The 13,491-nt window shown below is 43.1% G+C and carries 5 protein-coding genes; all 5 read left to right on the top strand.

All coding sequences use genetic code 11. The annotated features are described in order from the left end of the window. The first annotated feature begins 254 nt into the window (after positions 1 to 254). The 5 genes from QZ738_RS01025 to QZ738_RS01005 all read left to right on the top strand — a co-directional run bounded on the left by QZ738_RS01025 (position 255) and on the right by QZ738_RS01005 (position 13,108). A complete protein-coding gene (locus tag QZ738_RS01025) occupies positions 255 to 1,808 on the top strand; it encodes a glycoside hydrolase 43 family protein (RefSeq protein ID WP_293783192.1) in 1,554 nt (517 codons plus the stop codon). A 126-nt stretch (positions 1,809 to 1,934) separates the two neighbouring features. Then, positions 1,935 to 3,911, top strand: a complete 1,977-nt coding sequence (locus tag QZ738_RS01020; protein ID WP_293783189.1) for a sialate O-acetylesterase — start codon at positions 1,935 to 1,937, stop codon at positions 3,909 to 3,911. Between the two features lie 1,030 nt (positions 3,912 to 4,941). Next, a complete protein-coding gene (locus QZ738_RS01015; RefSeq protein WP_293783186.1) occupies positions 4,942 to 8,031 on the top strand; it encodes a TonB-dependent receptor in 3,090 nt (1,029 codons plus the stop codon). Between the two features lie 12 nt (positions 8,032 to 8,043). Beyond that, positions 8,044 to 9,978: a RagB/SusD family nutrient uptake outer membrane protein gene (locus QZ738_RS01010; protein WP_293783183.1), complete on the top strand. Its 1,935-nt coding sequence runs from the start codon at positions 8,044 to 8,046 to the stop codon at positions 9,976 to 9,978. Positions 9,979 to 10,189: 211 nt separating this feature from the next. Then, positions 10,190 to 13,108 carry a glycosyl hydrolase 115 family protein gene (locus tag QZ738_RS01005; RefSeq protein WP_293783180.1) on the top strand — a complete coding sequence of 973 codons (2,919 nt, stop codon included), beginning with the start codon at positions 10,190 to 10,192 and terminating at the stop codon, positions 13,106 to 13,108. The last annotated feature ends 383 nt before the right edge of the window (positions 13,109 to 13,491 follow it).

Raw genomic sequence — 13,491 nt, 5'->3', positions numbered from 1 at the left:
TTGAGGTATATCACTCAAAAGTTAAATCGCCACCTCGACTGGAGTGCAACGGAATGCCCGCCCGTACAGGCGGGTCTGTCCGTACAGGCAGGCACTCCGCGTTGCTTCGGTCGGGGCGACCATTTTTTCAATAGCTTGAGGAAAGACTTATTTGAGCATACTTTTATATATTCAAATACTTCATCGAGTTCAGCCCAAAGAAAACAACATGTTTTATATGATCCAGCTTCTTCAATAAATTCAATTTACCAATTATGAAAAACGTAGTGTTTTATCTTTGTACCTTGCTATTAAACGGATGGTTTTTTACAGCCCATAGCCAGCTCGCTACCAATCCCATCATCTTTGCTGATGTACCCGATCCGTCAATCATTAGGGTAGGCAACACCTATTACATGAGTAGCACAACCATGCACATGAACCCTGGTCTTCCGATTATGAAGTCCACCGATCTGGTAAACTGGAAAATGGTCACTTATGTTTATGATACGCTTGCCAATAATGACCAGCTGAATTTAAATAATGGCAAAAATGATTATGGAAGAGGCTCATGGGCAAGTAGCCTACGCTATCACGATGGTCGGTTTTATGTGAGCACTTTTTCCGGTACAACCAATAAAACCTACATCTACTCTACTTCAGATATTGAAAAAGGCCCCTGGAAAAGGTCTGACTTTAGTCCGGCACTTCACGATCATTCCCTGTTTTTTGAAAACGGCCGGGTATTTATGGTGTATGGAGCAGGGAAAATTATGCTGGCAGAGTTAAATGCCGATTTATCCGGGATAAAAGCCGGTACAAGCCCGCAGGTGCTGATAGAAAATGCCACCCAGGTGGCTGGCGATAACCCTGGTTTGCCTGCCGAAGGTTCGCAACTTTTCAAGGTAAAAGACAAATATTATCTGTTTAACATCACCTGGCCTAGAAACAGCATGCGTACGGTAATTATCCACAGGGCCGATAAACTGACTGGGCCATATATAGGGAAAATAGGGCTACAGGATAAAGGCGTTGCACAAGGTGGATTGATCAGTACTCCTGAAGGACGGTGGTTTTCGTACCTTTTTCGCGATTATGGCGCTGTGGGCCGGATTCCTTATCTTGTTCCTGTTAAATGGGAACAGGGATGGCCTGTTCTGGGCATAAATTCAAAAGTTCCGGATACACTTCAACTGCCAAAAAATCAAAGCCTCATTCCTGGTATTGTAGATTCTGACGATTTTGATGGAAAAGGAGAGGAGAATGGCCTTAAAAAAGTATGGCAATGGAACCATAATCCAGATCATGCGCACTGGTCGCTCACCAAAAGAAAAGGTTACCTAACAATCCAGACTTCCAGGACGGATACTTCAGTGCTTTCGGCCAGAAACACGCTTACCCAAAGGACGGTAGGGCCGGCAAGTTCAGCCGAAACCAGTATCGATCTCGAAAATATGAAGATTGGCGATTGCACCGGAATGCTACTGCTGCAGAAAAAGTATGGCTGGATTGGCGTTAAATCTTTAAAAGAAGGGTTATTTATCGTAGTAAATACAGTGAATGATAGTCAACCCATAGAAAGCGTCAGAATTCCACTGAAACAGCAAAAAATTTATTTAAAGGTAAGTTGTGATTTTAAGGATCGCCATGACCTGGCTTCTTTCGCTTACAGCTTAGATGGTAAATCATGGAATACCATTGGCGAAAAACTAAAAATGTCGTACACCTTACCTCACTTTATGGGTTATCGCTTTGGCCTTTTCAATTATGCAACGGAGCAAATTGGCGGGCATGTGGATTTTGATTATTTCCATATCAAGGTTAATTAAGTCAGTTCAGGTAAAGAGATGATGCAGATCTACTTCTCTCAGGACAAACAGTTTTGAACATTAATGGCGGCATTATACCCAAATGGCTAAGCAAAGCACGGAATGGTTAAATAGTTTTGGATATTGATGAAGAATATAAATACAAAATTGGTTTTTTGCGGATTAGCGTGCTTACTGCTTTTCCGTTTTTCGGTTTCTGCCAAAGTTACTTTACCTCAATTGGTTTCCAGCCACATGGTGCTCCAGCGCGAAAGCCCGTTAACGATCTGGGGCTGGGCAGCAGCAAACGAAAAAATAACCATCAGTTTTAAAGGCAAAAGTTATCAGGCTATTACCGATGATCAGGGATCATGGTCGGTGAAAATGGGTGAAATGAAAGCTGGTGGCCCCTTTAAAATGATCATTAAAGGTGAAAATACCATTACGCTGGATGATATCATGCTGGGAGATGTTTGGTTTTGTTCGGGGCAGTCTAATATGGCCTTACCGATGGAACGGTTAAGAGAAGCTTATCCGCAGGTGATTGAAAAGGACCATTTCCCCCTGATCAGGAACTTTTTTGTTCCGACTAAAGCAAACCTATCTGGAGAAGCTACCGATCTTCCGCCCGGCAAATGGGTTACAGCTACAGGAGCGGATATTTTAAGTTTTGGAGGGACGAGTTATTTTTTTGCCAAAACACTCTTTCAAAAATATAACATTCCCATCGGTATTATCAATTCCAGCGTTGGAGGCACTCCTATTGAGGCCTGGATGAGCCGTGATGCATTTTTAACGAATCCGGAACAATTGAAAAAAATAAACAATTTCAGGGATTCGGTTTTTATGGCCAACTACCAGAAAAAAGTTAAAGAGACGAACTTAGCCAGACCGGCCACATCAGCTCCTATAGTTGATGAAGGACTTTCAGGTCCTGTAAAATGGATTGATCCAAATTTTGATGCCAGCGGCTGGCGAAAATTTTGGATGCCAGGTTACTGGGCAGATCAGGGAATACGGAACATCAACGGAATTCTTTATTTCAGAAAAGAACTGCAAATCCCTGCAGAAATGAGCGGAAAGCAGGCCAAACTTTACATCGGGCGAATTATCGATGCAGATTCGGTATTCCTCAATGGTCAATTTATCGGCAATACTACCTATCAATATCCACCCCGCAGGTATGTTGTTCCGGCAGGACTGTTAAAAACAGGAAAAAATATTCTGATCGTTAAAGTCATCAGCAACAGTGGCAAAGGCGGCTTTGTACCCGATAAAAACTATTTTTTGTTAACGCCTGAGAAAAAAATCGACTTACGTGGAGAATGGACTTTTGAAGTGGGTTATGCGCAACCAAAGCAAAACCAGAGTTTTCGCACCGGGGCCGAAATGCCTTTAGTTGCACAGAACGAGCCAACAGGATTATTTAATACCATGGTTGCACCCGCTGTAAAATTTGCTATAAAGGGTTTTGTCTGGTACCAGGGAGAATCGAATACCGGAGATCCGAAAGCTTATGGGCAGTTGTTGCCAGCACTTATAAAAGACTGGCGAAATAAATGGAAACAGGGAGAACTACCATTTATTTATGCGCAGCTGCCTAATTTTATGGAAGCCAACTATTTGCCAGAAGAAAGTAATTGGGCGCAGTTCAGGCAGAGCCAGCTACAGGCACTTGCCGTGCCCAATACCGGGATGGCCGTCACCATCGACGCCGGCGAATGGAATGATATCCATCCGCTGGATAAAAAAGACGTGGGTGAACGTTTGGCGCTATGGGCCGAACATTTAGCTTACCATGATCAGCAGATTACCTATTCAGGGCCTATTTATAAATCAAACCAGTTAAAGGGCTCTGAATTGACGATAAATTTTGACCATAGTTCGCCCGGGCTGATGATTAAAGGATCAGACAAGCTGATGGGGTTCGCACTTGCGGGCGAGGACAAGGTGTTCTATTGGGCCCAGGCCAGGTTGGTAGGTGATACCGTTGTACTTTCAAGTCCCATGGTTTTAAAGCCAGCCTTTGTTCGCTATGCGTGGGCAGATAATCCCGATCGCGCTAATTTATACAATAAGGCAGGTTTGCCGGCTTCACCTTTTGAAGCGGAAGTGAATAAATAGAGATGACCTATACATACCGGAAAACTTCTGCATAGAAATTGTGCCAGATTTTTTATTATCCCTGTACAAAATCTCTCCCCCATAAGGTGCAAATTTCAACTCTGAGTTGTAATATTGAGCTTAGCCTGTATTGAGCTTGACGAACTATGGGAATGCCTTTGAAACTAAGGACAGCATCCCTGAAAAAGTCGTCATTGCGAGGAGGAACGACGAAGCAATCTTAATGCGCAGGTTGACAGCGATCGTAAGATTGCCAGTCTGTTGCCGGCAGGCTTCCACGGCTGAAAAAGCCTCCTCGAAATGACGAAGCCAGCCAGCCTACAGTTAATTAGAATAATTCTGTTAGTTACATTGATATTTATAAAATAATTATCTCTCAAGAGGACAAATCTATAATTATAAATCTCCGGTTGTGAGGAAAGATGTCGCTAAAAGAGCATTGAAATATTGATTTGTCTTGTAGAATAAATCGGCCGATAATAGTAATTATCCGATACATTTGTCTTCTGATTTTTTTAAGAAAAACAAAAATTCAACCGATTGCATAATATAGATTTTTATCCTGTTTTCTCGCCATTTATAACTGTTTATTAGCCATTTTTGTGAATTTTGGCACGCTTAATTAACGTTCAGTCTGATTTTTAAACAAGTGTAGTCAGATCTTTTTTTGGGTTAAAAATGGCTTTATTAAGGTTTAAAGGCGGTTTTTAACTCGATTTTCCAATGCTTAAACAGGAGGGTTCACTTCGTTAGCAAATTTTTGTCTTATAAATAATTTGCTTTTGTATTTGATTTTTGTGTCTTACAAGGTCGTAATAGTGCCCTCTCTATTTGAACATTTATTCTCTTAATATGTACAATCAAATCAGGAGCGGGTTTACAATGTAGATAACTTTATCATAGCAGAAGCAAGAATTGACCAGGCAAGATATCGTCTATTTTTAGTGTGTGATTTTCACATTGTGCATTTTGATTTTCCGATCGGTGGAGCTGTCTTTTCTTATTCTTTAACCATTATAAACCATTTATTATGAGAAGTGAAATTTTACAATTTTGTGTAACGTCGCGATGGAAATTTTTCGGATATCTCCCCAAAGTGATATTACTCTCAACACTGATACTTTCAGCTTTAATTGCACAGGCACAAACTGCGGTAAAAGGTAAGGTTGTTGATGAACAGGGTAACCCATTGCCAGGTGTAGGGGTCGTTTTAAAAGGGACCAACACCAGTACCTCAACGCAGGACAATGGAAGTTTTTCAATTACAGCCGCCGGGGCGAACCCGGTTCTGGTATTTTCTTACGTAGGTTATACCAATAAAGAAGTTGCTGTAAAAGGTCAGAGCACCATAAATGTCACTCTCCAGCCAAGCGCAGCAGAGTTGGGCCAGGTGGTAGTGGTAGGTTATGGTACTCAGCGCAAAGAAGCGGTTACGGGTTCCGTAGCTTCTATTGGCGGGGAAAAAATCAGGGAAGTGCCGGCACCCAATATTGCTCAGGCCATTCAGGGACGTTTGGCGGGTGTGAATATTTCGCAAACATCAACCAAACCAGGTGCAACCATGCAGATCCTGATCCGTGGTCAGCGTTCACTTTCGGCAAGTAACGAGCCGCTGGTGGTGTTGGATGGAATTCCATTTCCCGGCTCAATCGGCGATATTAATCCAAACGATATTAAAAGTATCGATATCTTAAAAGATGCATCTGCGACAGCGATTTATGGTTCCAGAGGTGCCAATGGGGTAATCTTATTAACCACAAACAGAGGACAGATTGGTGCACCCCCCAAAATCTCCTACAATACCTATACAGGGCTGCAAACCTTATTTGCAAAATATCCGATGATGAACGGACCTGAATTTGTTGCATTACGGAAAGCGGCAGGGCTATTTACTACGCTTGGTGTTGATGAATCTAATGATGTTAATACGGATTGGCAGGATCTCTTTTATAATAAAAGTACTATTGTAACCAGTCATGATTTAGGTGTTACTGGTGGTTCTGCAACCAGTAATTATAGTTTTGGTGGTGGGTATTATAAAAACCAGAGTTTAATCCCGACACAGCAATACACCCGATACTCGATGAAAGCATCGCTTGATCAGCAGATCGGCAAGCTTTTTCGTGTTGGCTTTACCACCAATAATAATTACAACATCAGTGAAGGCAATCAGGTGGGTATTTATGGCAATTTGAGCAATACCCCTATTTCAAATCCCTATAATGCAGATGGTAGTTTAAAACGTACTGTGAGAATGCCACAAGATGAAGCTTTTGTTTACACCAATGGCATTGTAAAGGATTTGCATGATAAATGGTTGAATGAAACACGTGGTTTTGCTACCTACAATTCATTTTATGGTGAAGTTAAAATTCCCTGGGTTGAAGGATTGAAATACCGTGCGAACCTGGGACTGGATTTTATCCAGAGCAATAATGGTAATTTTACTGGTGTTGGCGTGGGTAGTACTACGGCCACAACACCTTCTACCGCTGGGGTGAGCAACTCGCAAACTTACCACTGGACGCTGGAGAATTTACTGACCTACGACCGGAGTTTTGGAAAACATACTTTTAATGCGGTTGCTTTATATTCTGCAGAACAAAATAAATTCAATTCTTCTTCCATGACTGCCAGGGATATCCCTGCTGAAGCTTTCCAGTTTTATAATCTTGGGCAGGCAAATGGCGAGATCACAATCGGCAACGGTAACTATAGTCTTACCGGGCTTATCTCCTACATGGGAAGGATTATGTATTCGTATGATAATAAGTACTTGTTAAGCGCCACCCTTCGGTCTGATGCCTCATCGCGCCTGGCACCAGGACACAAATGGCATACCTATCCGGCAGTTTCTGTGGGATGGAACATGATGAATGAGTCTTTCATGAAAGATATTACTGCCATTGATAAATTAAAAATACGAGTAGGTTACGGACAAACATCCAATCAGGCCGTTGCTCCATATCAAACACTCGGACTGTTGAGTACCCGCCCCTATAATTTTGGTGATAATAATTATGCAACCGGATATTATGTATCGCAGCTTCCAAGTCCGGGATTAGGGTGGGAATATTCTGAAACCTGGAATTATGGTTTGGATTTCTCCATTTTAAAAAACCGCATCTCCGGTACTTTTGAATACTATGATACCAAAACCAAAGATATATTACTTAGCGTAGCCTTACCCTCAACTGCTGGCGTAGGTAGTTATACGGCTAACATTGGTCAAACCCAGAATAAAGGATGGGAGCTGAGTGTTAATGGGGTGATCCTCGAAAATCAGGGCGGATGGACCTGGGATGTTGGTTTCAACATTACGGCAAACAGAAACAAATTAACTGCGCTGGCTTCCGGACAAACCCGTGATGAAGGAAATGCCTGGTTTGTAGGTCATAATATCAATGCCATTTACGATTATGAAAAAATTGGATTGTGGCAGGCAGGCGATCCTTATCTAAATGTACTTGAACCAGGTGGCAACGTAGGGATGATCAAAGTTAAATATACCGGAGACTATAACGCAAATGGTGTCCCAACCAGGGCTATAGGTGCTGCCGACAGACAGATTATCGATATTGATCCGAAATTTACCGGCGGTTTTAATACACGCGTTGCCTACAAGGGATTTGACCTGAATGTAGTCGGACTTTTCAAAAGCGGCGGAATACTGGTGAGCACACTGTATGGATCATCAGGTTATCTGAATCTTTTAACAGGGCGCAGAAACAATGTTAAGGTTGATTATTGGACGCCTGAAAATACAGATGCCAGGTACCCTAAACCAGGGGGTATTGCCAGTGGCGATAATCCTAAATATGGAAGCACGCTGGGCTATTTTGATGCCTCATTCCTCAAAATAAGAACCATTTCTCTTGGTTACGACTTCAATAGGGATCTGATTAAAAATTCGAATGTAAGGCTGCGCATGTACCTGACTGTACAAAATCCGTTTGTTATGTTCTCTCCTTATCACAGAGAGTCGGGTATGGATCCGGAAACAAATTCATTCGGAGATGAAAACCAGGCGGTTAACTCTTATCAGCGAAGGATTTTAACTATTGGTACCAACACACCTTCAACCCGGAATTATGTTGCAGGTCTTAATTTAACATTTTAGTATAAACAGGATATGAAAAATATACAATTAAAAACCGCCGCAGGTATTTGGTTACTCATGGTTATCTTTTCAGGTTGTTCCAAAATTTTGGAGGAAGAACCACGAAGTACCTTTACACCTGATTATTTTAAAACCGTTACCGGCGTAAACGGTGGGTTAACAGCTATGTATGCCCACTTGAGAAATATTTACGGTCAGGCTTATTTTTACAACTCTTTAATCACCGGTACCGACGAGGCCACCTGGGGCAAAGATGCTGACGGAAACTTTAAAGATATGGACTGCTCTGGCGTAGGATCTATCTTATCAACAAGTTTTCCGAGCAGCATATTGTGGAGCGAAGCCTTCCCTAACATTAACAACGCCAGTGGTATCATCGAAAATGCCAGTGCAGCAGGGATATCAAATGCCCTGGTGGCCGAAGCCAGATTCTTCAGGGCCTTCGATTATTTTCTTCTGGTACAAACCTTCGGTGGAGTTCCGCTCGACCTGGGTGCCGGCGAACTGAGATTTAACACCAATCCGGTTCGGACTTCGGTGCGGAATACGGTACCGGTTGTGTATACAAAAGCCGTATTTCCTGATCTGATAAAAGCTGTTGCTGACCTTCCAACAACAGGAAGGGTTACCGGTGGGGTAACTAAAGTTGCTGCGCAGCTGTTTTTATCCAAAGCTTATTTAACTTATGCCTGGTGGTTACAGAATCCAAATAATATTCCAACCTATCCTGCATCTGCAAGGACCGATCCTGATGGGCACGATGCCAGTTACTATTTTCAGCAGGCTTACGATATTGCAACTGCAGCGATAGAAAGCCCGGGTACATTTGGGTTGATGGATACATATTATGATGTAAACTGGGCCGTGAACGATCGTAACAAGGAAACATTATTATATGCCGACCATACGCAAACAAGCGAGAAATTTAATGGGGGTAGCTTAACGTTTGGCAGTGGTGGCGCCCCGGATAACTTTGCAGGCTGGATGATGACCTGGAATTACACCAATATCCGTAGTGGAGGTATTAGTTCCGTTCAACGCGAGGCGGAGCAGCACCTGGGCCGTCCGTGGAATCGTATGGCGCCAACCATTGAAGTATTGAAAAATACTTTCGCCGATAAAACACTCGATTCGAGATATGATGGTACTTTCACCACGGTTTACAGGGGTAACTGGCCTAAGGGTTACAACCCACCTTCTAGTGCACCGGCATCATTGGTCAACGCGAATGGGTTATCTGTAGTACCGGGAGATGCGATACTGAGCTTTCTAAATACAGATGATGCCACCATTACTTACCCAACAGGTGCTGGTGTGAGTGGTGTAGGCGCTGGTATTCTGCCTGGAAGAGCTGATTATGTGATTGCTCCGGGCGGAATCAGTAGGATTGTTTATCCGGGACTCTGGAAATTAGGCCCTTATCGTACCGACAATGGCACGGGTTTGGGACAACCAAACGCAGGCAGTACACGCCCGTTTCCGGTGGCTAAATTTTCTGAGCTTTATTTTGTTGCAGCCGAGGCAGCGGTAAAAGGAGCAACAACCAAAGCTGGCAAAAGTGCGCGTGAACTCATTAATGTAATTCGTGCAAGAGCTGGTAAATGGCGTTTCGATAACAATGGAAATGTGGCTAAAGTGGCAGATAATAGTGCAGCGATGGTTGCGGCCACGCCGGCTACAATAGACATCAATTATATTTTGGCCGAACGCTCAAGAGAATATTATGCTGAAGGTTACCGCAGGTACGATTTGATCCGTACCCAGAAATGGGGCGAGCTTGCAGCTACCTATACCATCGCAGGAACTGCATACGGCGATCACACGCCACAAACCGTAACCCGTACCATTACGCCTAACTTATATTTACGTCCTATTCCTCAGGCACAAATAGACGGAATGCAGATGAATGCAGATGAAAAAAAGGCTTATCAGAATCCTGGTTATTAAAAATACTTTGGTTTAGTTGGGTGGGCGGCGTCAACCGATGTCGCTCATTCGTTTTTTAATCATCCGCTTTTCTCACGACATGTAGATCATGATCAATAATCCCTGAAACAATTCGGGAGGTGTCTGATTAAAAATCAGAGCTTGCCGGCCTAAATTAAGCCGCATCACTCACGTTAACTACTATTACCCAGGAACTCATTATTATTGCCTAATGCCATTAAATTCTTTCAAAACGAACCCTGTTTTCTTTATCCTTCTAATCCTTTTATTTTACGGGGTTTATTCCACGAAAGCCCAGACAAGTTTAGGTCTGGCCAAACAATTTATTCAAGAAAAAAGAGGGAACAAAGATGATTTTTTATTGATAGACAAGGGGAATGCCACTACTATTTTTTATGATGAGCATGATTATAAAGGTGTTGTAAGGGCAATCGGTGATTTAAAAGAAGATTTTTTCCGCGTTTCGGGCCTTAGGCCGGAATTAAAAAGCATTAGCCCTGCTGGCAAATCCGTTATCATAATCGGAACCCTTGGTAAGAGCAAACCCATTGATGAGTTGGTCTCATCAGGCAAGCTGAGCAGTGCCGACATTTCCGGTAAATGGGAAAGTTTTACCATATCAACTATCAAAAATCCGTTTCCGGACATCAATCAGGCATTGGTTATTGCAGGGAGCGATAAACGGGGAACCATATACGGCATCTACGAAGTATCAGAACAATTAGGCGTATCGCCATGGTATTGGTGGGCCGATGTACCGCCCAAAGCCCGACAAAGTGCATTTGCGCGTTCGGGAACATACAATTCTGGTGAACCTGCGGTGAAATACCGGGGAATATTTATCAATGATGAGGCCCCTGCCATGACAGGTTGGGCCAAAGAGAAGTTTGGCGGGATGAACAGTAAAATGTATATGCATATGTTTGAGCTGCTGCTTCGCCTGCGGGGCAACTATTTGTGGCCAGCCATGTGGAGTAATGCATTTAATGAAGATGATCCCGAAAATCCGCGTTTAGCTGATGAATACGGTATTGTAATGGGTACGTCCCATCATGAGCCGATGATCCGCGCGCAACAGGAATGGAAGAAACACGGCGTTGGTGCCTGGAACTACGCAACCAACCCTCAAGGCCTGAATGCCTTTTGGAAGGAGGGTATCGAAAGAAATAAAAACTACGAAAGCCTGGTTACGATGGGGATGCGGGGAGATGGGGACGAACCGATGGTTGAGGGTGGCGATATGGCATCGAATGTGAAGTTGCTCGAAAATATTATTAAGGATCAGCGTAAAATTCTTGCTGAACACATGGACCAGCCTGTAGAAAAGATTCCACAGCTTTGGGCCTTATATAAAGAAGTAAAAGATTATTACGATTTCGGAATGAAAGTTCCTGATGATATTACCTTATTATGGGCTGATGATAACTGGGGCAACTTACGTCATTTGCCCACCGCCCAGGAGCGCAAGCGGAGCGGAGGATCAGGGATATATTATCATTTTGATTATGTAGGTGCACCTAGAAATTATAAGTGGTTAAATACCACTTCGCTGCCAAAAGTTTGGGAGCAAATGAATCTGGCTTATCAATATGGTGCCGACCGGATTTGGGTAGTAAATGTTGGCGACCTTAAACCGATGGAAATTCCAATAGAATTCTTTTTAAGGATGGCCTGGAGCCCCAAAGCGATGAGCCGTGAAAAGCTGGCGGGTTTTCTTCAGCACTGGGCAACACGCGAATTTGGAACTGGCCAGGCAAAAGAGATCGCAGATTTAGTGCGCCTGTATTCCAAATATACCACCAGGCGTAAACCTGAACTATTGAGTCCTGAAACTTTTAGTCAGACGAATTTCAATGAGGCGCAGCGCGTAAGTATGGAATGGAGTAGGTTGAACAAAAGGGCAGCGAAAGTGAATGAGCAGTTGCCTCGGCATTATAAAGATGCATTTTATCAATTGGTATATTATCCCATCCAGGCGATGAAAACAGTTACGGATTTATATATTGCTGTTGGTAAAAACAGACTTTATTTTAAGCAGGGAAGAACGGCGACCAATCTTCAACGTCAACTTGCACTCGATCTTTTTAAACAGGATCAACAACTCAGCGATGAATTTAACCATCAACTGGCAGGCGGTAAGTGGAATCACATGATGGATCAGGTGAGGATTGGGTACACCAGCTGGAACGATCCAAAGCAAAACATCATGCCCAAAACAGAGGAGATCCAGGTGTCTTCAATAGCAGATTTTGGCGTCGCTATAGATGGCTCATCTGTCAGTTGGCCTTCTACCTCCAATATCCAGGCGCCTACGCTTCCATCTTTTGAATCTTTAAATAAATCGCAGTCTTATTTTGAAGTTTTTGCAAAAGGGACAGCACCCGTTAATTTCCAGCTAAAAGCTGATCGGTGGATACGATTGAAAAAAGAAAGCATTTCCGGTACAAATGATTACCGCATACGGGTTGATGTTGACTGGACAAAACTAGGCAGTGGAAAACATGAGGGCAAAATCCAGATATCTGGTGACACGACTAAGGTTGTGATTAATGTGAAAGCAAGTAAGGCAACACCGAAACAATTGGCAGAAGCAAAAGGAACCTTTGCCAGTTTAGGTGCACCAGTTGCATTTGAGGCTTTCCAGGCAAGTAAAAAAGTGTCTGGAAACGGGGTGAGTTGGGAAGCGATACCGGGTTATGGAAGAGGAACATCAGGCATGTCGGTTTTCCCGGTTACTGCCACATCGCTTGATCAGCCTGGTGCGCCCACCTTAGAATATCCTGTTTTCTTCGCTGAAAGCGGTGAGGTTAACATTGATTTGGTAGTAGGACCAACGGTAAATTTCTCGCCCGGAGGGTTAAGAGTTGGCATTTCTGTAGATGGCGCGGCGCCTCAAATCCTGACCATTATAGCAAAGCCTAGTGCCTCAGGATCTGACGCGAGTTGGGCGAACGCAGTGAAAGATAATGCCAGAACACTTACTTCTTCACATTCCTTTAAAAACCCAGGCAGGCACACCGTAAAAATATGGATGGTTGATCCGGCAGTAGTTTTGGAAAAAATAATCATCTATAAAGATAAATTGCCGTCTAGTTACCTCGGGCCAACAGAAAATGAGGTTGTAAAATAGTTATTTAAGACAATTTAGGCTTGATTTCGTCATTGCGAACTGAAGAACGGGGCCTTGCGTAAGCGTGAAGCAATCTGTTTTGATAGCCAGAATTCGGATAATAATCTGCTGTGAAGATGTTTTTTGTATGTTTTTATTGTCTGTTTGTCACCCTGAATTTATTTCTGGGTCTCTTCTGCAAATATATTAAGCTGATGATAATAAAACCCTTCGTCCTGCGGATCAGATTTACCTGTTCAAAGCCCTGCCTCATTTTTGATCATCTCATATTTTTTCCACCCAGCTCCACCGGAATTTAGATGTATGAGGGGAATATAGGCTTGCCCTTAATTGCCTTCCATGTTTACCTGCGGGAATAATTTGCCAGGCTGCTTGCTTTCATC

Source organism: uncultured Pedobacter sp. (assembly GCF_913776295.1).
In the GTDB taxonomy this organism is placed as follows: Bacteria; Bacteroidota; Bacteroidia; order Sphingobacteriales; family Sphingobacteriaceae; genus Pedobacter.
This window is presented reverse-complemented; position numbering and strand designations above follow the sequence as displayed.

Bases quoted from the DNA above. Each gene is read 5' to 3' on its own strand.
- QZ738_RS01015 (WP_293783186.1), top strand. From the start codon at position 4,942: ATGAGAAGTGAAATTTTACAATTTTGTGTAACGTCGCGATGGAAATTT.
- QZ738_RS01025 (WP_293783192.1), top strand. From the start codon at position 255: ATGAAAAACGTAGTGTTTTATCTTTGTACCTTGCTATTAAACGGATGG.
- QZ738_RS01010 (WP_293783183.1), top strand. From the start codon at position 8,044: ATGAAAAATATACAATTAAAAACCGCCGCAGGTATTTGGTTACTCATG.
- QZ738_RS01020 (WP_293783189.1), top strand. From the start codon at position 1,935: ATGAAGAATATAAATACAAAATTGGTTTTTTGCGGATTAGCGTGCTTA.
- QZ738_RS01005 (WP_293783180.1), top strand. From the start codon at position 10,190: ATGCCATTAAATTCTTTCAAAACGAACCCTGTTTTCTTTATCCTTCTA.